This is a genomic window from Hamadaea tsunoensis DSM 44101, assembly GCF_000428945.1.
Taxonomy (GTDB): Bacteria; Actinomycetota; Actinomycetes; order Mycobacteriales; family Micromonosporaceae; genus Hamadaea; species Hamadaea tsunoensis.
The window spans coordinates 40,324-60,649 of record NZ_AUAX01000033.1; the positions used below are offsets into that span (position 1 = coordinate 40,324).

Sequence of the window (20,326 nt, forward strand, 5' to 3'; positions counted from 1 at the left end):
GCCGCCGAACTGACATTTCGCGGCGGCAACCGGCGGAGATCGACTCGCGTCGAGACAGGTATGAGAAGAGCCGCCCTGCTCGCTCTGCTGCTCGCCGCCTGGATGGCGCCGGCCGCCTGCGGGCCCGCCGCACCGAACGCCTCGCCGCTCGCCTCGCCGAGCCCGCCGGCCCCGTCCCGGGTCGCGCTGCCCGCGCCCGACGACGACCCGACCACGGGACCCGGCCCGCTGGCCGAAGCGAACGTCGTCGTGCCGAGCTGGGGGCGGCAGGCCGGCAGCCGGTGCTGGACCGGTCGCGTACGCCTGAAGCACGGCCAGTACTTCGTCGAGCACAGCGGGAAGACGGCCGTCACCGTCATGGCGTACGCGGCCACCGACCTCGACGGCGACGGCGTCCAGGATTACGTGGTGTACCTGCTGTGCGGCGAGGGGCCCGAGAGCCCTGGCCGGCAGGTCGTCGCGTACCGGCGGGACGGGGACGTGTTCCGGCCGATGGGTCGCCTCATCGGTACGCAGGACGGCGCCGCGATGACCGACTTCCTGCGTACGGACGGGCCGGGCCGGGTGTCGGTCCTGGTGTCCCATGTGTACACCGACGGCCCGATGAGCGGCGTACCGACCCAGCGGCGCGCGTACGCGTGGCGGGACGGCGGCATCGAGCAGGTCGGCGGCCCGACGCGGTGGGCCGACCCGGACGAGGCGCCGGCCGCGAAGCTCGCGGTGTCCGCCGTGAAGAACGGCTTCGACCTGACCGTGGTCGTCCGCGACACCGGAACGGCCGCGATGCCGTCGGCCCGCATCCTGCTCACCGTGCCGGAGACCCTGCACCCGGGCGGTCTCGGCTGGGACGGCTGCACCGACGTGCACGGCACCGGACCGGTGCGCTACCTGCGCTGCACGGTCGGGCCGATCCCGGCCGGCGGTCAGGTGACCGCGCACTACCAGCTCGCCGGTCGCTCGGTCGGCCCGGCCGGAACGGTGAGCATCGACTGGACGCCGCCGGACGTCTACCTGGCCGGCGACTCCGGCGAGAAGCCGATCGGCTGACGCGCCCGCCGAGCCGTCCCGGGCAGCACAGCCCCCGGCAGTGCCGCCGCGCCGAGCGCGGTTTCCAGCTGCTCCCAGCGGCCGACCAGATCCGCCGTCATGAGCATCAGGACGTCGGGGAAGGCGTACAGGAAAGTCTTGTACCGGTAGTGATCGAGGTAGTAGGCGGTGACGCCGGTGCGCGCGGTGACCGTGGTGGTGCGCGCCCCGAAGAACAGGTCGTGCGCCCCGACCAGCGCGCCGCGGCCGAGCGCGGCGGGCTCGTAGACACCGCCGAAGTCGACCTCCACCTCCCCGGCCGACACCAGGTACACGCCGTTGGCCGCGTCGTCCTCGCGGCACAGCGCGTCGCCCGGCTCGAAGATCAGCTCGCCGAACATCGAGGCCAGCGTCTCCAGCTCCGCATCCGCCAGCGGAGCGAAGAGGCGTACGCCGAAAGGGTCCGTGCCGCCGCGCAGGCATTCGACGCGGGCCCGCAGCTCGGCGGGGTCGAGATCGGACATCCGCAGCCGCGCGAACCGCTTCATGCGGTCGACGTCGCGGCGCTGGCGGCGCGACGTCTCGGCGCTCGGCGGCGTGTAGAGGCGGGGATCGCCGCAGATCCGCCCGGCCTCCCGCAACCCCGACTCGTACGCGCTGTGCACGCAGCCCCAGTGGTAGCCGTTGGTGGCCTCGCCGGCGAAGAACAGCCGGTCGCCGACGGGTTCGGCGAGCGCGTCGAGGTCCCGGGCGGACGCGTCGACGCCGATGCAGGTGTAGGAGCCGCGCGCGTAGGGATCGGCGGTCCACGCAGTACGCGTCACATGCTCCGGCGCGGGCGCGTCCGGGCCGAACATGTCCTGCACGACCGTGGTCGCGTAGCGGTGCACCTCGTCGTCGGCCCAGTCCTCCATCGAGCGGCCGAGTGACGCGCCCAGCAGCATGACCAGAACGGCCTTGCCGTGCGACTTCCACATGTTGATCACGACGGTCGGGTAGCGGTCGGTCTCGCGGCACAGGTAGCCGAACACGTACTGGCTCGCGGGCCAGAACGGCTCGGCGTAGTGCAGGGCGATCTTGTTCAGGGTGCCGAACCCGAGCCGGGCGACGGCCGACTGCTTCGCGTCGGGCAGCGGCGGCTCGAACACCACCGTCCCCGCCTTGAGGACGCCCAGCGGCAGCGTCACGATCACCTTGTCGGCGCTGTACTCACTGTCGCATGTGGACACCGTGACGGACGTCGTCGTGGTGATGCTTTCGACGACCTCGCCGAGGCGGATGTCCAGGCCGTCGGCCAGGGCCGCCACCACCGACTGGTAGCCGTGGTGCAGGACGCTGTCGCCGTAGCCGTAGACCAGGTAGCCGTCCTCCCAGAACTTCAGCGACAGCTTGTCGGCGTCCTCACCCACGTCCTCGCGCAGGATCACGTTGAGGTGGTAGCGCACGGCCTGCTCGTCCTCGGGCGCGTACGCCCGCTCCGCCAGGATCTCGCCGATCGCCGTCGCCAGCGGCACGTCGGGCAGCCCCCGGCGCCGCGCGAGTTCCGCTCGCAGTTCAAGCTCATGCAGTACGCCGTCCGCCAGTTCCAGCGTCCGATGCTTGGCGGTGTGCCCGGCCGGCCGCCGGTCCGCCCCGACCAGGTTCAGGCTGTCGAACCCGCCCGTGTACGCGCTGTCGCCGCCGACGTAGCTGTACGGGATCTCCAGGCGCTCGACGAGTTCCGTCACGGGATTGCCGTCGGTGCCGTGGATCCAGTGCGCGCCGAGATCCACACCGTGGTGGTCCGTCCAGATGCGCCCGCCGATCCGCTCCCGGGCCTCCAGCACGGTGACCCGGTAGCCGCGGTCATGCAGGGCGCGGGCGGAGGCCAGGCCGGCGATCCCCGCGCCGATCACGAGTACGCGCGTGCCCTCAGACGTCGATCCGGACATGTCCTTATTATCCGGTATACCGGAGTCTTCGCCAATGAAGAAAGGCCGACCGGAGCGCGGCTCACCCGTTGGTGCGTGCGCCCTGAGGCGTAGTGCCGGCGGCACGCGCGGGCGACGCGGCATGGGCGACGACGGCGGCGACGAGGCGGTCGCGTTCCGCCGGGACACCCTCGGCGAGCCGGGCCGCGGTGTGCACGAGCAGCCACTCGTCGATCCGGTCCAGGGGCTGCGCGGCACCTCTGCGGTAGGCGCGGGCGAACGCGGCGGCGAAGGCGTACCGGCCGGTGGCCATGATGACGCGCATGGTCCACGCCGTGTCCGGCAGGGGATCGGCCAGGCGGAGCAGGAACAACGACCGCGCGAGATCCGCCGAGGGAACGCCCCGGCTCGCGCCCGGCCAGTCGATGATGCTCACCCCGGCGGCCGTCCGGACCGCGTTGCCGGGATGCAGATCGCCATGGCAGAGCCGGTCGCCGGCGGGCAGCCCGTCGAGGACCCGCAACGTGTGGTCCCGAAGCGCGGGGTCGAGCCCGGCCGCGTCGATTCGCTCGGCCAGCATCTCCTTGAGGTCCGGCAGCTCGGCCGGCGCCGCCACCCGGTGGAGCCGGAGCGCGGCCCCGGCGAGTTCCCGGGCGAGCACGCCGACGCGCCACGGCCGGTGTTGCAGGACCGACAGCAGATCGGCCCCGTCGAGCCGCTCCAGCACCAGCCCGGTACGCCCGTCCACCTCGACGACGTCCAGCAGCTTCGGCGCCACACCCGATCCGGCGAGTCCACGGAGGGCGGCGACCTCGGCCCTGCCGCCGGTGAATCCCGCGCGGTAGAGCTTCACGACTGCGTTCGGGACGCCGGTCCAGGCGTACACCTCGGCCTCGCGCCCGTGGGCGATCCTCGTGCCCAGCGTCACTGGCTGTCCTCTTGTGTCACTGGTCTTCCTCTCCGGCGGCGTGAGCTGCTTGCTTGACGGCGTGGATGCGTTCGACGGTGCCGAGCTTCAGCCGCTCGGACTCCACCACCCGCAGGCCCGCCGGCGCCAGCAGCGGCAGCTGCCGGCGTGTCATGTACTCGCCCGACCGCGCGGTGGCCACCTCGACGAGGCGCTGCGCGGCCCAGACCGGCCACCAGTGGCTGCCGATGTGGTCGAACAGCAGCAACCGGCCGTCCGGCCGCAGCACGCGTACCATCTCGGCGATCGCCTGCCGCGGATCGGGAATCGAGCACAGTGCGAGGACGCACACCACGCTGTCGAAGCTCGCGTCGGGGAAGGGGAGCGCCTCGGCGTCGCCCTCCCGCAGGTCCGCGTCGATCCCGAGTTCGGCCGACAGCCGCTGGGCGATCAGGAGCATCTCCGGACTCAGATCGATGCCGGTGACGCGTACGCCCGGGGGATAGAAAGGCAGGTCACGGCCGGTGCCGACGGCGACCTCCAGGACGTCGCCGGTGGCCCGGGAGCACACCCATTCCCGGCCGCCGCCGAACTGGATCCGCTCGAAGAACGCGATCTGCCGGTCGTACACGGGCGCCATCCGGTCCCACACCCGGCGCTGGCGTTCGGTGGGTGTCTCGTTCGCGGGTGGGTCCTGAGGCCGCATCGGAATCCCTTCGCAGGCTGTGGCCCACGTTAGCGGGTGGGCTCCAGCGCGGGGCGTACCGGTCGGAGTGTCCGGAGCGGCCAGCGGCTTCGATCGGGTCTTGGTGATCGAAAGCGGCTGGGATGTGGATTCGGGCCTGCTGCCTCGATCGTTTGCGGCGGGGATGCAGGCGGGGCCGGTTTCCTGCATCTGGAGCGCTTTGGATCTTGGACGAGGGCCGGTTTCTGCATCTCAGCCGCCGTGGATCACGCCCAAGCCGCTCCGCCGCCGCTGGTCGCCCGCGATGCGGGACAGATCTTCCGCCAGCTGGATCGCAGTCGCCGCTTTCTTGATCTTTTACGGCTGAGGTGTCATTTCCGGCCCTCATTGCATGATCGTTTACGCGTCTGGTGCGACCAGGAGTCGTATGTGCACCCCGGAACCGTAAACGATCATGCGGTCGTCGGCCGTTTCACACCTCACCCGCAAACGATCACCGCTGTCGGCCGCCGCGCGCACGTGCGCGCCGGGCCTCGATCATGTAGCTCGTATGTCGAAATCCGGCCGCCGCAACACGTGTGCGTTACATGATCGGCGCGGCCTCAAGCAGATCGACCGCTTGGAGAACTATGGTCGCGAAATCCTCTGGCGGAATCCGCGCGACGAATACCGTGCCTGGGTGCTCGGGTAGAGGAGGGTCGGCTCGCCGGAAGGCGAAGGCGATCACCAGGAGGTCGTCGAGGTAGGCGTAGCTTGCGACGTTGTCGACGATCTCGCTCCATCGCATGAACCAGTACCGCTCACGGAAGTCGGTCTGATCCGCCTCGAGCTGCTGGAAGACCTCCGCAGGCGATTTCGCCGGGAAAGGACACGGCCGGACCTGGCCCTGTCGCACCCGCACCGCGGTAGAGCGCATGTAGTGAACGAGGGACGGGACGTAGGCCACGTCGTCCTGAGTGGTGATCCGAACGCCCGCGGCCCACAGGTCGACCACGCGGAGGTCGGGGGACAGAGCCTCCCCGATCTCCACCGCGAAGGCGGCCCGATCGCCGAATTGTGCTGTCACCGGGTGACCGCGGTGTCCGCCCTGTCGCCGACGTGCGGGATGACCTCGGCGGCGAGCAGGCGGAGGCGGTCGAGGTCGGTGGGCGCGTGGACGTACAGGATGAAGTACTGGATGCCGGCGTCGACGAGCGAGTTGAACGTGTCGATCAGCCGGGCCGGTGTCCCGACGGCGCTGCCCGCCGCGAGTTCGGCCCGGTCGCGGCCGTGGAGGTGGGGCGCGGTCAGCTGGTCGAGGCCGGCCTCGGTGGCGGCGGCGAAGACGGAGAAGCTCGCCGTACGCAGAATGCTGTCGTAGTCCCGGCCGACCGCCGCGCAGTGGTCGGCGAGAATCGCCAGCTTCCGGCGGTAGAAGGCGGGATCGGTGCTGTCGGTGAGGTTGCAGGCGTCCGCGTGCTCGGCGACGATCCGCAGCGTCACCTTCTCGCCGGCCCCGCCGATGAGCAGCCGTACGCCAGGCGCGGCCGGGATGTTGGCCGCGCCGTGGACCCGGTGATAGCGGCCCTCGACGGTACTGATCTCGTTGCGCAGCATGCTCCGCACGACGGCGGCGGCTTCGCCGAGGCGGGCCAGGCGCTCGCCGGTGGGCGGATACGGCTGCGCGAACCCGTACGCGTCGTACTCGCGCTGGTCCCAGCCGGCGCCGAGGCCGACGATCGCGCGGCCGGCGCTGGCGGCGTCCAGGGTCGCGGCCATCTTCGCCAGCAGCGCGGGGTTGCGGAAGCCGTTGCAGGTGACGATCTGGCCGAGCCGGACGCGCCCGGTCTCCCGGGCGATCGCGGCCAGGCTGGTCCAGCACTCGAACGTGGTGTCGGGATCGCCGCTGACGGCCTGGAGATGGTCGTAGAGCCAGACCGAGTCGAAGCCGAGCCGGTCGGCTTCCCGGGCCACGCCGACCATCGTCTCGAACTGGGCGGCGGCGTCGCCGCGGTCACGAAGATCCGATCGCCAGCCCTGCGGCAGGACGACACCCCACTGAACAGCCACGACGAGGGAGGGTAACAGTACGCGAACTCAGGGCTGAGGCGGGAACATCCACGTGAGGACGTTCTGGATCCGGGCGTCCCAGTAGCCCCACTCGTGCTCGCCCGGGCCGAAGTCCGTGGTGACCGCGATCCCGGCCGCCGCGCAGGCCGCCACGAAGGAGCGGTTGTCGGCGTAGAGGACGTCCTCGGTACCGCAGGCGACGTAGAGCCGCGGCAGGTCCGCCCCGGCCCGGCCGAGCAGGGCGAGCAGGTCGTCGTCCGAGCCCGCCACCGGCCGGTCGCCGAACACCGGGCGGAACAGGCCGGTGTCGTCTTCGCGTACGCGGCGGTCGAGGTCGAGGACGCCGGACAGGCTCGCCGCGGCGGCGAACCGCCCGGGCCGGCGCAGCGCCCATTTGAACGCGCCGTAGCCGCCCATCGACAGCCCGGCCACATAGCTGTCCTCGCGCCGCTCGGACACCCGGAAGAACCGTCCGACGACCGCCGGCAGCTCCTCCGACAGGAAGGTCCAGAACTTCATCCCGTACGCCTCGTCGGCGTAGAAGCTGCGGTGCACCTGGGGCATGACCACGGCCAGTCCGCGCTGGGCGGCGTACCGCTCGATCGAGGTGTGGCGCAGCCAGATCGTGTCGTCGTCGCTGAGACCGTGCAGCAGGTAGAGCACGGGCGGCTCGGTGGCCTGCGCGACGGACTCGATCCCGATCTGGTTGCCGGACGCCTGCGGCAGGATCACCGTCATCGAGGTGCTCAAGCCGAGGGCGTCGGAGAAGAAGTCGCAGCGTAGATGAGCCATGGATCAGTTGTACGCCATCGGGCGGCCACGGAGGTCAGGCCGGTATGATCGATGCTTCCTGATGAGGACCCACTGAGATGCTTTCCACGGGCGCCGCGCTGGAGCAGGCCGAGCGATATCTGGCCGACACGACCGAAGGCGACGGCTCGGTCCGCGTCTACCACGAGGGTGCTTTCAGGATCGACGGCGAGCTGATCGTCTCCTGGAACTCGAAGGCGTTGCTGGACGATGGGGACGAGGAAGCGGAACTGGCCGGTAACGCCGACATCGCGGTGAACCTGGCGACCGGCCGGTGCAGGTATGTCGACCTCGACGAGTCGTTCGAGTTCCGGCGCCGCAGCCAGGGCGAATAGGTCCTGCCACAGAAGAGGACCGGATCAGGGTTGGATGGGGTGGTCCTTGGCCCACTCCGCCCAGGCCGCGAGCGCCTCGTAGACCCGGATGCCGCCCTCGATGGTGATGCGCATCGACTGTGTCTGCGGGCCGGTCCCGAACTCGCCGGCGTCCTTGCGGTCGGCGTACGCGCGGAACGCGGCGGCCTGGGCGGTGTAGAACCTCGCCTCGGCGTCGAGGTGCCGGGTCAGGGCTTCGGGCTCCATCAGCCAGAAGAACATGGAGCGCAGCAAGGGTTCCAGCCGCATGGTGTGGTCCACCTCGACGGAGGTGAGCCATCGGCGTACCTCGGCGAGTCCTTCGTCGGTGATGCGGTACGCCTTCCGGCCCCGGGCGCCGTGGCTGTCGACCGCGACCAGCCCGTCGGCGGTCAATCGGCCGAGTTCGGCGTAGATCTTCGGGTGCTGGGCCGGCCAGACCGGGGCGAGCACCTCGGCGAACCGCCGGGCGAGGTCGTAGCCGCTGGCCGGACCCTCGGCGAGCAGGCCGAGCAGGCCATGTCGCAGCGACACGGGGCGCTCCCTTCGGCTGGGGATCGGCGGGCGGCCGGTGGCGTGGGTCACATCTGTCCCGCGATATGTACCGGGGGACACGTTCAGCATATGGTGTCCCTAGGGACATGTCCTCTAGACCATGTCGCGACCCCCGGAGGGAAATCATGAGCGAGTCACGCGCGGTCCTGCTGACCGGAGCGGCCGGCGGTATCGGCACCGCTGTCACCCAAGCCCTGCTCAAACGTGGTGTCACCGTGTACGCGGGCGTCCGCGGTCCGGCCCCGCAACTGGCCGGGGCGATCCCGGTACGCCTGGACCTCACCGATCCGGACAGCGTCGCGGCGGCCGCCCAGGAGATCGACCGGCGACAGGGCGGCCGAGGTCTGCACGCCGTGATCAACAATGCGGGCGTCATCGTGCAGGGGCCGCTGGAACTGTTGCCGGAGGCCGAATTGCGGCGCAGCTTCGAGGTCAACGTCTACGGCCCGGTACGCGTTCTGCGCGAATTCCTGCCGCAACTGCGTCAAGGGCACGGGCGGGTGGTCAACATCGGCGCCCCGGCCGGTGACGTCGGGCTGCCGTTCGCCGCGTTGCTGTCGGCCAGCAAGGCGGCTCTGCACGCGCTCAACGACGCCGTCCGGGTCGAACTGGCCCCGTGGCGGATCCCGGTGGTGCAGGTCATCCCGGGCGGAACGCGTACGGAGATCTTCGCGAAGGCGGCCACGGCCAGCGCGGACGTCATGGCCACAGTAGATCCCGAAGCACTGCGGCGGTATCGGTCGGCGATCGAGGCGGTGGCGGCCGCGAACGCGCGTACGCCGCTGGACCCGGTCGGCAAGGTGACGAAGGCGGTGCTCGCCGCGGTCCTCGACACGAGACCCAAGGCGCGCTACGTCGTCGGCAACGCCCGGATCTTCGACCTGCTGACGAAGCTTCCCCGCGGTACGCGCGATCGCCTCATCCTGCGCACGCTCGGCCTGAACAAGGTCATTGTCAGCCGGTGAGGCGGACCACCAGCGTGACCCGCTCCTGCATCCTCACTGCCGCCTTCGTGCGGCCGAGGAACTGGGCTCAGTTCCATTGCTGGTCGGGGTTGAGGTGGCAGTCCCAGATCACCAGGCGTGTGCCGTTGACCGTGCTGCCGTAGTTGGCCAGTCCCGCGCACTTGCCCGACGGCGGGTTGTACAGGGCGTAGTTTCCGTTGCCCAAAGCCCGCCAGCTCCAGATCTGGTCGGGGTTGTAGTTGCAGTCCCACAGGATCAGCGCTGTTCCGTTGGCGGTGTTGCCGTAGTTGGCCAGGCCGACGCATTTGCCGTAGGGCCAGCTGGAGGCGTAGCTGCGCATCGTGCCGCCGTCGCCGTTGTACCACCACTGGTCGGCGTTGTAGTGGCAGTCCCAGATGATCAGGCCGGTGCCGTTGGCGGTGCTGCCATAGTTGGCCAAGCCGACACACTTGCCCGCGCCGGCGGCACTCTGGATGGGGTAGATGTCGGAAGCCGCGTTGGCCGCGCCGGGCATCGCGAGTGTCGCGCCGGCGACCAGTAGTAGCAGGACCAGGATCCGAATCGCCTTCGACATGGCTCGACTATATTGATCATCTGCATTGATCATCTGTATTGATCGCCAGCAATGTAACGCTGGCGAGTCAATGATCGGTTGCCGGTTCCGCTATGTGCATCGGCGGTCAGGGTCGCGGCCGCTCGCGCCGGGCGGCGAGGGCATCGGGTCGCGATGGTGGATCGCCGGCCTCGCGATTTGACAATATTCCTCTCCTTGACAAAAAGAATTTTCGGTGACAGGCTGGCCTCATGCAGGACGTCGAAGTGATCGAGGATGCCGCCGCCGCGGAGGCCTCGCTCGATCCCACCCGGGCCCGGCTGCTCGCCGAGCTGGCCGAGCCGCACACCGCGACCACGCTCGCGGCGCGCCTCGGGCTGGCCCGCCAGAAGGTCAACTACCACGTGAAGACGCTGGAGCAGCACGGTCTCGTGGAGTTGGTGGAGGAGCGCCGCAAGGGCAACATGACCGAGCGCGTGATGCGGGCGTCGGCCGCGGCCTACGTGATCTCGCCGGCGGCGCTCGCCGCCGTCGCGCCCGACCCGGCCCGGTCGCCCGACCGGCTGTCGGCGCGGTGGCTGCTCGCGCTCGCCGCGCGGCTGGTCCGGGAGACCGGCGCGCTCATCAACGGCGCGGCGCGGTCCCGCAAACCGCTCGCCACGTTCGGGCTCGACGCCGAGGTGCGGTTCGCCCGGCCGGCCGACCGTGCGGCTTTCATCGGCGAGATGACCGACTCGCTCGCCGCACTCATCAGCAAGTACCACTCGGAAACCGGTCGGCCGCACCGCGTGATCGTCGCGGTGCACCCGAGCATCACCGAAGACGCCGACCCGCCAGCAGAGGAGCAGAAGCCATGACACATCCCTTCGAGGTGACCGGTGAGATCACCGTCGACGCCACGCCGGACCAGGTCTGGGACGCGATCACGACAGGGCCGGGGGTCGACTCGTGGCTCATGGGGCGTACCGAGATCGACGGCGAGGGCCGGACCGCCACGTTCGAGATGTTCGGCGACAAGGCGACCTCGGCCATCACCGCCTGGGAGCCCGGCCACCGGTACGCGACGCAGGGGGACAAGAACCCGGACGGCACGTTCATGGCCTTCGAGTGGCTGATCGAGGCACGTGACGGGGGCGGGGCCGTGGTGCGGTTCGTCCACAGCGGACTGCTCGGCGACGACTGGGAAGCCGAATACAACGGGCTGTCCGTCGGCGACCAGGCGTACCTGACCAAGCTCGCGGTGTACGTCGAGCACTTCGCGCCGCGTACGGCGAAGCTGTCGACGTTCCTGCCCGGACCGGTCACCGCGGACTCGTGGGCGGCCATGACCGCGGCCGTCGGCGCCGGCACCGACGCGGCGGACGGGCAGCCGGCCCGGCTCACCGTCGCCGGCATCGAGCCGGTCGACGGGGTGGTGGAGTTCGTCCACGCGCCCAGCTTCGTCGGTATGCGTACCGCGGACGCCATGTACACGCTGGTCCACGGGTACAACGACATGATGTTCGCGACCGCGCACTACTTCGACGACAGCGACCGGACGGCCGAGACCGAGGCGTGGCAGGCCTGGCTGGGCACACTCGCGGCGCCGACCGACGCAGCCTGACCTGACGCAGCCTGACCTGAGCCTTGACCCGCCGAGGGTTGAGAGCGACCACACTGTCGCATATGGACGGCCCTTGGTTGTCGATGTTCTTCCTGTCGCGGGAAGAGCAACAACCAAGGGCCGTCGGGCTACGGTCGGCCGAGGGTTTCGGCGACCGCCATCGTGTCCTGGTAGAACGGATGCATCTCGCTGATCAGCCCGTCGCGGACCGTGATCAGCTGCATGACGGAGGTCTCCAGCGTCCGGCCGGTGGCTCGGGCCGTCAGGCGGCCCCGGTTCAGGACCACGATCGCGTCGTCGCCGACGACGAACCGCTGCTCCAGGAATTCCAGCGACTGCCACGCGTCGCTCATCGCGGCCATGAACTTCTCGATGCCGCCCGGCCCGCGCCAGATGCCGCCGTACGGAAGGCTGGACGCCTGGTACATCACCACATCGGGATGCAGGCACGCGGCGATCCCGCCGAATGAGGCCTTCCCCATGCCTCCGGCCGCGATGTAGGCGGATTCGGCGGTGTAGAACTTCTGCAGCACGTCCAACGTGCTCTCCTCGGTCACCCACCGATTGTGGCGACCCGGACGGCATGGGTCCGGCGGGAATCGGACGTGGTGATCCCGCAACGAAAGCCCTGCAATGAAGGCGCTGCAACAAACCTGCAAGCGTGAGCTATTGATCGGCGCGGATGCAGGTGCGAAGTTGTTCCGGTGTGGAATGCGCTTTCCAGCCCGCGGTCCCGTTCCGCGAAGGCGCGCTCCGGCCGGGAGGCTTGACCGATGTCGTGGTTCGCACGCCGCCGCTCCACCGTGATCCGCGCGGTCTCGGCGCTCGTCGTGGCCGTGGGCGCCGCGGGGCTCGTCCTCGCCGCCACCGCCCAGGCGGCGACTCTGTTCAGCGCGACGTTCGAGGACGGGACGCTGAACGCGTGGTCGAAGTCGGGCGGCACCTGGAGCGTGGTGGCCGACGGCAGCCAGGTCGCCCAGCAGGCCAACACGACCACGAACAACGCCCGCCTGTTCGCCGGGGACACAAGCTGGACGGACTATGTCGTGCAGGCGCGGGTGAAACCGCTGAGCATCGGCTCCGGCGGCCACGCCGCGCTGCTCGGCCGGGCCACCGGGTCGACCACGTTCTACCGGCTCGCGGTGGTGGAGGCCGGTCAGGTGCAGCTGCAGCAGGTCTGGAGCGGCACGGTCACGGTGCTGGCGACCTCCGCGCAGCCGGTGGCGGCCGGCTGGTCCACGCTCGCTCTGTCCATAGTGGGCAGTACGCTGACCGGCAGCGTGAACGGCACCACGGTGGTGAGCGCGACGGACGCCCGGATCACGCAGGGGCGGATCGGCCTGCAGACCGCGTACGCGAGCGCGGAGTTCGACGACGTGACGGTCTCGTCGGCGGGTTCGAGTCCATCGCCCACGGCCAGCGCCAGCACGGTTCCGAGCAGCAGCCCGAGCCCCAGCCGCAGCGCCGGCCCGAGCCCCAGTGCCAGCCCCAGTGCGAGTCCCAGTCCCAGTGCGAGTACGCCGAGCGGGACCCTGTTCGTCGCCACGAACGGCAACGACGGCAACGCCGGTACGCTGGCCGCCCCGTTCGCCACCGTGCAGAAGGCGGTCTCGGTCGTGGCGGCCGGCGGCACGATCGCGGTACGCGGCGGCACCTACGCCCTCACCACGAACATCACGATCGCCAAGAGCGGTACGGCCGCCGCCCCGATCACGTTGACGAACTACAACGGCGAGCACGTGACGATCGACGGCGAAGGATTGGCGTACACGCCGGGAGATGTGGGGTCGACGATTCCGGCCGCGCAGCGCGGTGCCGTGCACATGTCGGCGAACTTCTGGCGCATCACCGGCCTGGAGATCGAGCACGGCCCGTACGCGGTCTACTGCGACGGCTGCAACGACAACGTCTTCGACCGCCTGGTGACGCATGACAACTACGAGAGCGGCTTCCAGTTGCAGGGCACCTCGGCCCGCAACCAGATCCTGAACCTCGACAGCTACGCCAACCGCGATCCGCGCAAGAACGGGGAGAGCGCCGACGGTCTGGCGATCAAGCAGGGCGGCGGTTCCGGCAACCTCGTGCGCGGCGCGCGGCTGTGGAACAACTCCGACGACGGGTTCGACGCGTGGCTGTTCACCTCGCCGATCACGATCCAGGACAGCGTCGCGTACGGCAACGGGTACAACCGTTGGAGCATCCCGAACTACTCCGGCGACGGCAACGGCTGGAAGCTCGGCGGCTCCGACACGACCGGCCCGGCGGCGGCGCACACCGTCAGCAATTCGATGGCGTGGGGCAACTCGGCGGCCGGCTTCACGGACAACGGCAACACCGGCGCGATCGTCGTCAACCGGTGCACGGCGTACGACAACGTGAAGACGGGGTTCGACTTCGACGGCGGGTCGGTCGCGAACCTCACCGCCAACCTCGCGGTCGGCAACGCCGCCCCGGTCGCCCTCGGCTCGTCCACCGCCTCCGGCAATTCCTGGAACATCGGCGGCACCTGGACGCTGCAGAGCACCGACGCCTCGACCATCACCGGCGCGCGTACCGCGAGCGGGGCGATCCCGACGTCGGTCTATCTGGTGCCGGCGAACGGGGCGGCGGTCGGGGCGCACATCTGACATCCGGGTGCCGAAATCCGGGTGCCCGCGCGCCGGGCACCCGGTATGAATGCCCGGTGGACAGCTTCGCTATCAACCTCGCCAACTGGGACGAACGCGCCCCCGCCCATGCCCGGTCGGCCGACTACGGTCTCGCCAAGTTCGCCGCCGACCCCGGCCACCTCTCCGAGGTGGTGCGCTTCGACCAGCCCCGGCTCGGTGACATCGCGGGGCTGCGCGGCGTACACCTGCAGTGCCACATCGGCACCGACACCGTCTCGCTCGCCCGCCTCGGCGCGCGCATGACCGGCCTGGACTTCTCGCCCGCCGCGGTGGCCGAGGCCGCCCGGCTCGCCGAGGCCGCGGGCGTGACGGCCGACTTCGTCCAGTCCGACCTGTACGCGGCCGCGGACGTCCTGCCGAACGAGGCGTACGACCTGGTCTTCACGGGGATCGGGGCGCTGTGCTGGCTGCCGGACATCCGGCGCTGGGCGGCGGTCGTGGCGCGGCTGCTCAAGCCCGGCGGCCGCCTCTTCCTGCGGGAGGGGCACCCGATGCTCTGGGCGCTGCACGAGGACACCGCCGACGGGCTGCGCGTCGCGTACCCGTATTTCGAGACGCCGGAACCGCTGGTCTCCGACGAGCCGGGGACGTATGTGGACGCCGACCGCGAGTTCACGCACACGGTGAGCCACAGCTGGAACCACGGCCTGGGTGAGCTGGTCACGGCCCTGCTCGCCGAGGGTCTGCGGATCACGATGCTGGTGGAGCACGACAGCGTCCCGTGGAAGGCGCTCGACCAGGGCATGGTCGAGGACGAGCGGGGGGAGTGGCGGCTGGCGGAGCACCGCGAGCGGGTGCCGCTGACCTACACCCTGCAGGCCGTCAAGGAGTAAGCCGCGGTCCGCGAACGCTGCCGACGAGCGGCCGGTCTCGCCTCCTGCCGCTATTGCGCCCCGTACTCGCCGGTCGCGAGTACGGGTTCTGCGCCGTCCTCAGCCATGGCCTGGTGCGGTGCGGCCTCGGGCAGATGGCGCATCGGTCGGATCGTGACCAGCGCGGCCAGGATGAACAGCACACCGGCGACGGCGAGGATGGTGTCGTACGGCCCGAATGTCGTGCCGGCAACGGCCCGGTGCAGTGATTTCCAGGCTCCGCCGGCGAGAAGTCCGGCCAAGCCCATCCCGACTAGGTTTGCGAGCTGCACCAATGGGCTGAACACCGCGCTGACCCGGCCGATCATGTCAGGCGGGGTGACCCGCAACGTGATCGGTTGATCCGTCGCGTTGATGATGCCGACGGCGATGCCGAGCACGAAGCTCGCCGCGATCGCCGGTCCCACCGCGGTACACCGCGACAGCGCGATGATCGCGATGCCACCGCCGAGCAGCCCGAGCCACGGGAGCCGGCCGAGACCGACGACGCGCGCGACAACACCCGTGGTGATCGTGCCGAGGACGGCGCCGGTGCCGATCGCGGCCGATATCACGCCCACCCAGCCGGCGGACGCGTGCAGGTTGTCGACGACGAAGAAGACGACGACCGCGTTGATCGCGCCGACGCCGGCCATCAAGATCACCGCTCCGACGGCGAGTCCGACGAGCACCCTGCTGCCCGCGAAGAACCTGATGCCCGCGCGGAACTCGGTACCGAAGCTCGACCGCGCCCGGATGACCGGCTGCCCTGCGGCCGGAATGCCGATCGCTCGAACGTAGAGCCAGGAGATTCCGAAGCTGAGCGCATTCGCGATCAGCGCCCATTGCACACCGAACGTCAGCAGCAGCGGCGCCGCCAGCGGCGGCCCGAGGACCTGAGCGAGCGCCGTCACCGCCTGGAGCCGGCCGGAGGCGGTGGTCTGGTCGGCCGAGGGAACGATGGCGCCGATGACGGCCAGCCGTGACGGGTGGAAGAACTCGGCAAAGGAACTCGCCGCCGCCAGCACGGCGTAGAGGATCGCGAGCTGCGCCGCGGTGGAGATGGTGTGCTGGAGCAGCGGGATCGTCAGCAGCGCCGCGATGAGCAACATCCGGGCGGCATCGGCTACCAGCATGGTCCGCCGCCCGTCCCATCGGTCGACCCAGACGCCGGCGACGGGACCGACGAGGAGGGCGGGCACCGCGGTGGCGATCAACGCCCCGCTCACCGCGATCGGCGCCCACGACTTGCCGTCGGCGATGCGGGTGGCGATCCACAACATGACCGTCACCATGAAGACCATGTCACCGAAGGTGGAGATTGCCTGACCGCGCCACATCCGCTGCCAGTTCTTGTTTCCGGACAGCGGGGATGTGCGTACTTCCTCACTCATGGTGTGCACCTCTTGTCGTCGCTATCAGGGGTGGCGGCGATGACCGGCTCAGGCCGAGGGTTCGATGCCCGTGCTGACGAAGATGCGTGCGGCTCGGGACGAGGCTGGACGGCGCTCCGCATCGGAGGCGCGTTCCGCGTACCGCTCGAGAATCGCCACCAACTCGGCCTTGATCTCGGCCAGCTCCTCGGCCGTGACGTAGACCGACGCGGCGGCGACCATGTTCGTCGCCTGCCACTCCGGCGGCTCGGCACCGAGTCGGCGAATGCGTTCCTTGGCGCGTCCGACCTCGTGGTCGAGGAATGCGTCGGCGGCCGCGAACCCGGCGGCTTCCGTGTCGGCGTCGCCGGTGGGGCCGGACAGGTCTCCCTGCAGGGCGGCCGTCGCGCGCCACGGCTTCTCCCGGCCCGACGTGCCCGGGATCGGCTCCACATAGCCGTACTTGCGAAGGATTCCCAGGTGGTACCAGCAGCTGGCAACGCTCTCGTCGAGGATCTCGGCGCACCTCGTGGCCGTCACCGACCCGTCGCGCGTGACGACGTCGAGCAGCTTCCAGCGCAAGGGATGCGCGAGGGCGCGCAAGCGCATCGTCGCGAGCTTGGGATCGTCACCGGGATCGTTCTGCGCCATGTAATCAAGGTACCTTGATTAGTACTCCGTAATCAAGATGTCTTGATTACGGGGCGCATAGACCGGCCTCGTACGCGACGATCGCCGCCTGCACCCGGTTCGCCGTACCGAGCCGGGTCAGGATCGTGCTGACATGACCCTTGACGGTGCCCTCCACCAGGTGCAGCCGCCGGGCGATCTGCGCGTTCGACAGCCCCGCGCCGACCAGGGCGAGGACCTCGCGTTCCCGTTCGGTGAGGGCGGCGACCCGGCTCCGGGCGCCGGTCTCGCGGGTGCCGGAGCCGCGCAGCCGCTCGACGACCCGGCCGGCCACCGTCGGCGACAGGTACGCCCCGCCGGCCGCCACCGCGTGGACGCCGGCCAGCAGTTCCCGGGGATCGCCGGACTTCAGCAGGAAGCCGCGTACGCCGCTGTCGAGCGCCCGGGCGACGTACTCGTCCTCGCCGAACGTGGTGAGCATCGCGACGCCGGTGGCGGGCAGCGCCCGGACGATCTCGGCGGCGGCCGCCAGCCCGTCCAGGCGGGGCATGCGGATGTCCAGCAGCGCGACATCCGGCCGGTACGCGAGCGCGGCGTCGATCGCGGCCCGCCCGTCACCCGCCTCGGCGACCACCTCGACGGCCGGGTCGGCGCCCAGCAGCGTACGCACACCGGCGCGGATCAGCGTCTCGTCGTCGGCGAGCAGCACCCGGATCATCGGTCCTCCGATACGGCATGGGGCAGGACCGCGACGACCTCGAAACGGCCGCCGGTATCCGTGGCGCGCAGCGTCCCGCCCGCGAGCCCGGCCAGCTCGGTGAGCCCGGCCAGCCCGGAACCGCCGCCCGGCGCGCGGGCACCGCCCGGTACCCGCGGATTGGTGGCGGTGACCGTCGTCCGGCCGACTGTGGTGGTGGAGGTGGTGGTGGCGATGCGTACCGTCACCGGGGCACCGGGCGCGTGCTTGACCGCGTTCGTCAGCGCCTCCTGCACCACCCGGTACGCCGTTCCCGCCACGTGATCGGGCAGGTCGCGCGGCCCGCTCCAGGCGAGGGTGACCGGCTGTCCGGCGCGTACGGTGCGCTGGATCAGATCTTCGATGCTCTCGTCCGCCGGATGCAGCGGCGCCGGACGGTCGTCGCGCAGCAGGGTGACGATCTCCGCGAGCCGCCCGGTCGCGCTGCCCGCCCCGGCCCGGATCTCCCCGGCCGCGCGGCGCTGCGGCTCGCCGAGGCCGGGGTCGAGTTCGAGGGCCGCGGCGCGCAGCGCCAGCAGGCTCAGCTCGTGGCCGAGCGTGTCGTGCATGTCGTGGGCGATCCGGGCGCGCTCGCGCAGCCGCGCCCGCTCCGCGGTGACCGTGACCAGCTGGTCCTGCTGGCGCTGCCCGCGCCCCAGCACCCACGGAAGGATGGCCGACACTGCCAGCAACACCAGGCCCGTCACCCCGGTGACCAGGGCACCCAGGGCGGCCGCGCTGAAGATGATCAGCGCCGCGCGGGGTCGCACGCCCAGCCGGCCCGCCCGCAACGCGATCGCGAACAGGCCCGCCGCCAGCGCCACGCACCAGACGGGCACCGAGTCGTCGATCGCCGCCGCCGCCACGACGCCCGCCGCCGCGCTCACGGCCAGAGCCATGCCCGGGTACGCGATTCCCAAGTACGCGATTCCCGGGTACGCGATTCCTGGACATCCGATTCTCGGGTATCCGCCGATCAGCCCGACGCCGATCAGCAGCGCCCCGATCGCGGCGGCCGACAGCCACCAGGGTTCCGCCCAGGAGCCGACGAGGACGACGACCGCCGCCACCCCGACCGTGGTCAGGATGCCCGCGGGCACGGGGAGGCGGCGGCTCGTCATGATCAGCCGACCCTACCCGGCCGGGCCCACCGCCGGGCCAGGCTCGTTCCCAGGACCGTGAGGTTGACCACGGCCGCCGCGACGAGCCAGACGACCAGGGCGGGGCCGGCGTACCAGAGCTGGCCGAAGGTGAGGTCACGGCCGGCGAAGACGACACCGACCAGGGCGGGCAGGGCCAGCAGGACCGCCACCGGCCACAGCCGCACGACCATCCGCGCCAGGCGGCGGACCGTCCACCGGGGCCGGGGCTCACCGCGTACCACGCGGCGCACCGCCCGCAGGCCAAGGATGATGCTGAGCAAAGTGAACACCGCGAGGACCAGATCGGTGATCAACCGGACCGGCGCGAAACCGCCGGGCCGGTCGCCGCTCAGCACCGCCGCGAGCTCGTCCGCGAGCGCGTCGGTGCCCTCGTTGGCCAGGCCGACGCCGCTGTCACCGAGAACCACCACACCATGCCCGTCCGGCAGCAGAAGCTGGCTGGCGGTGTACGTGAACCAGATCCCGTTGTGGTGCAGCCGGCCGTCGGGGTCGCGCTGCCAGCCCATCGCGTACGTCGAGTGTGGACCGGCGGCGGGCGTGTGCATGGTTCGGAAGCTGTCCGCGCTCGCCAGGCTCTTCTGCCCGTGCTGCAGGATCAGCCACCGGGCCATGTCCTCGGCGGTCGACACGACACCGTCCGACCCGCCCACGAAACGCTTCGGCTCGGTGGCGCCGATCGCCGCCCCGTACGCGTACACGTGTCCGTCCGGGAATCCCGCTGGAAGATCCCGGGGCGTCTGCTCGATGCTGAACGTCGACGTCATCCCGGCCGGGCGGAGGACGTTCTCGCGGAGGTAGTCGTCGAACGGCCGGCCCGAGACCACTTCCACGATGCGGGCGACGAGGTGGTAGTTCGTGTTCGTATAGGCGTACGCGGTGCCGGGATCGGCGGCCAGCTTCGCCCCGCGTACGCGCTGCTCGGCTGCGGCCAGGGTGTCCGGCTGCGGCAGGCTCTTCTCGGGGAAGCCGCGGTCGCTGAGCCCCGAGGTCTGGTTCAGCAACTGCCGGACGGTGATCGCCGCGCCACGTGGGTCGGCGGTCCGGAACCCGGCCAGGTACCGCCCGGCGGGCGCGTCGAGCTCGATCCGCCCGGCCTCGACCAGCTGCATCGCGGCCAGCGCCGTGAACGATTTGGACAGCGAAGCGATCGGCATCGGCGTACGCGCGGTCACATCCCCGTACGCGTCCGCGTACAGCAGCCGGTCGCCGTCGGTCAGCGCGTAGGCGATCCCCGGATAGCCGGACGAACGGGCGAAGTCCTCGACGACCCGCCGCACGGCCGCCTCATCGACCCCACTGCCGGCAACACCGCCGACAACACCGCCGGCAACACTGCCGGCGGCGTACGCGGGAACGGGGACGGACAAGGCGACCGCCGCGGCGGTGACGACTCCCAAGATCTTGAACATGCGGCCACGGTAGGAATCGCGACCCCATGACCGCCTGAGCCGATCGTCGGTCGGCACCCCTGACTTTCGTCATGGACCG

At 70.6% G+C, this 20,326-nt stretch carries 21 protein-coding genes; 7 read left to right on the forward strand and 14 right to left on the reverse strand.

Features of this window, described 5'->3' with window-relative positions; translation table 11 throughout:
- The first annotated feature begins 60 nt into the window (after positions 1 to 60).
- Positions 61 to 1,047, forward strand: coding sequence for a hypothetical protein (locus tag G401_RS0133480; protein ID WP_027345923.1), 987 nt, complete (start codon positions 61 to 63; stop codon positions 1,045 to 1,047).
- On the opposite strand, the gene G401_RS50200 is transcribed toward G401_RS0133480, so the two are convergent.
- From G401_RS50200 to G401_RS0133510, 6 genes are all read right to left on the reverse strand, one after another.
- Positions 1,008 to 2,957 carry an FAD-dependent oxidoreductase gene (locus G401_RS50200; protein ID WP_051367518.1) on the reverse strand — a complete coding sequence of 650 codons (1,950 nt, stop codon included), beginning with the start codon at positions 2,955 to 2,957 and terminating at the stop codon, positions 1,008 to 1,010. The two genes, G401_RS0133480 and G401_RS50200, sit on opposite strands and share 40 nt — an antisense overlap.
- A gap of 61 nt (positions 2,958 to 3,018) precedes the next feature.
- Complete coding sequence (locus G401_RS50205; RefSeq protein WP_064741914.1) at positions 3,019 to 3,864, reverse strand: phosphotransferase family protein; 846 nt, start codon at positions 3,862 to 3,864, stop codon at positions 3,019 to 3,021.
- Between the two features lie 16 nt (positions 3,865 to 3,880).
- A complete protein-coding gene (locus G401_RS0133495; RefSeq protein WP_027345924.1) occupies positions 3,881 to 4,549 on the reverse strand; it encodes a class I SAM-dependent methyltransferase in 669 nt (222 codons plus the stop codon).
- A 562-nt stretch (positions 4,550 to 5,111) separates the two neighbouring features.
- Complete coding sequence (locus tag G401_RS0133500; RefSeq protein WP_027345925.1) at positions 5,112 to 5,594, reverse strand: hypothetical protein; 483 nt, start codon at positions 5,592 to 5,594, stop codon at positions 5,112 to 5,114.
- The gene (locus G401_RS0133505; RefSeq protein ID WP_027345926.1) at positions 5,591 to 6,577 is read right to left on the reverse strand and encodes an LLM class flavin-dependent oxidoreductase; all 987 of its coding nucleotides are present in this window, start codon (positions 6,575 to 6,577) and stop codon (positions 5,591 to 5,593) included. The genes G401_RS0133500 and G401_RS0133505 overlap by 4 nt, the downstream gene beginning before the upstream one ends.
- A gap of 27 nt (positions 6,578 to 6,604) precedes the next feature.
- Positions 6,605 to 7,369, reverse strand: a complete 765-nt coding sequence (locus G401_RS0133510; RefSeq protein ID WP_027345927.1) for an alpha/beta hydrolase — start codon at positions 7,367 to 7,369, stop codon at positions 6,605 to 6,607.
- A gap of 77 nt (positions 7,370 to 7,446) precedes the next feature.
- Between G401_RS0133510 and G401_RS0133515 the strand changes: the two genes are divergently transcribed.
- On the forward strand, positions 7,447 to 7,722 hold the full coding sequence (locus G401_RS0133515) for a YrhB domain-containing protein (RefSeq protein WP_027345928.1): 276 nt from the start codon (positions 7,447 to 7,449) through the stop codon (positions 7,720 to 7,722).
- A 24-nt stretch (positions 7,723 to 7,746) separates the two neighbouring features.
- On the opposite strand, the gene G401_RS0133520 is transcribed toward G401_RS0133515, so the two are convergent.
- Entirely contained in the window at positions 7,747 to 8,274 is a 528-nt protein-coding gene (locus tag G401_RS0133520) for a PadR family transcriptional regulator (protein ID WP_027345929.1), read from the reverse strand.
- A gap of 146 nt (positions 8,275 to 8,420) precedes the next feature.
- Here G401_RS0133520 and G401_RS0133525 point away from each other — a divergent pair, with 146 nt between their 5' ends.
- The gene (locus G401_RS0133525) at positions 8,421 to 9,260 is read left to right on the forward strand and encodes an SDR family NAD(P)-dependent oxidoreductase (RefSeq protein WP_027345930.1); all 840 of its coding nucleotides are present in this window, start codon (positions 8,421 to 8,423) and stop codon (positions 9,258 to 9,260) included.
- A gap of 67 nt (positions 9,261 to 9,327) precedes the next feature.
- On the opposite strand, the gene G401_RS0133530 is transcribed toward G401_RS0133525, so the two are convergent.
- Entirely contained in the window at positions 9,328 to 9,834 is a 507-nt protein-coding gene (locus G401_RS0133530; RefSeq protein ID WP_027345931.1) for an RICIN domain-containing protein, read from the reverse strand.
- Between the two features lie 230 nt (positions 9,835 to 10,064).
- Here G401_RS0133530 and G401_RS0133535 point away from each other — a divergent pair, with 230 nt between their 5' ends.
- Together G401_RS0133535 and G401_RS0133540 are read left to right on the forward strand one after the other, a co-directional pair.
- Entirely contained in the window at positions 10,065 to 10,670 is a 606-nt protein-coding gene (locus tag G401_RS0133535; RefSeq protein ID WP_027345932.1) for an ArsR/SmtB family transcription factor, read from the forward strand.
- Positions 10,667 to 11,416: an SRPBCC family protein gene (locus G401_RS0133540; RefSeq protein WP_027345933.1), complete on the forward strand. Its 750-nt coding sequence runs from the start codon at positions 10,667 to 10,669 to the stop codon at positions 11,414 to 11,416. The genes G401_RS0133535 and G401_RS0133540 overlap by 4 nt, the downstream gene beginning before the upstream one ends.
- A 128-nt stretch (positions 11,417 to 11,544) precedes the next feature.
- Here G401_RS0133540 and G401_RS0133545 read toward each other — a convergent pair whose 3' ends face one another.
- A complete protein-coding gene (locus G401_RS0133545; protein ID WP_027345934.1) occupies positions 11,545 to 11,973 on the reverse strand; it encodes a nuclear transport factor 2 family protein in 429 nt (142 codons plus the stop codon).
- A gap of 216 nt (positions 11,974 to 12,189) precedes the next feature.
- Here G401_RS0133545 and G401_RS50210 point away from each other — a divergent pair, with 216 nt between their 5' ends.
- Positions 12,190 to 14,043: a right-handed parallel beta-helix repeat-containing protein gene (locus G401_RS50210; RefSeq protein WP_084557917.1), complete on the forward strand. Its 1,854-nt coding sequence runs from the start codon at positions 12,190 to 12,192 to the stop codon at positions 14,041 to 14,043.
- A gap of 56 nt (positions 14,044 to 14,099) precedes the next feature.
- The gene (locus G401_RS0133555; protein ID WP_027345935.1) at positions 14,100 to 14,918 is read left to right on the forward strand and encodes a class I SAM-dependent methyltransferase; all 819 of its coding nucleotides are present in this window, start codon (positions 14,100 to 14,102) and stop codon (positions 14,916 to 14,918) included.
- A 50-nt stretch (positions 14,919 to 14,968) separates the two neighbouring features.
- Here the strand turns inward: G401_RS0133555 and G401_RS50215 are convergent, their stop codons facing one another.
- The 5 genes from G401_RS50215 to G401_RS0133580 are packed head-to-tail and all read right to left on the reverse strand — an operon-like array spanning position 14,969 to position 20,247.
- Complete coding sequence (locus G401_RS50215) at positions 14,969 to 16,330, reverse strand: MFS transporter (RefSeq protein ID WP_051367520.1); 1,362 nt, start codon at positions 16,328 to 16,330, stop codon at positions 14,969 to 14,971.
- Between the two features lie 48 nt (positions 16,331 to 16,378).
- The gene (locus G401_RS0133565; RefSeq protein WP_051367523.1) at positions 16,379 to 16,960 is read right to left on the reverse strand and encodes a winged helix-turn-helix domain-containing protein; all 582 of its coding nucleotides are present in this window, start codon (positions 16,958 to 16,960) and stop codon (positions 16,379 to 16,381) included.
- Between the two features lie 46 nt (positions 16,961 to 17,006).
- Positions 17,007 to 17,657, reverse strand: coding sequence for a response regulator (locus tag G401_RS0133570; RefSeq protein ID WP_027345937.1), 651 nt, complete (start codon positions 17,655 to 17,657; stop codon positions 17,007 to 17,009).
- A complete protein-coding gene (locus G401_RS50220; RefSeq protein WP_051367525.1) occupies positions 17,654 to 18,796 on the reverse strand; it encodes a sensor histidine kinase in 1,143 nt (380 codons plus the stop codon). The genes G401_RS0133570 and G401_RS50220 overlap by 4 nt, the downstream gene beginning before the upstream one ends.
- A 2-nt stretch (positions 18,797 to 18,798) precedes the next feature.
- The gene (locus tag G401_RS0133580) at positions 18,799 to 20,247 is read right to left on the reverse strand and encodes a serine hydrolase domain-containing protein (protein ID WP_051367526.1); all 1,449 of its coding nucleotides are present in this window, start codon (positions 20,245 to 20,247) and stop codon (positions 18,799 to 18,801) included.
- Positions 20,248 to 20,326 lie beyond the last annotated feature (79 nt).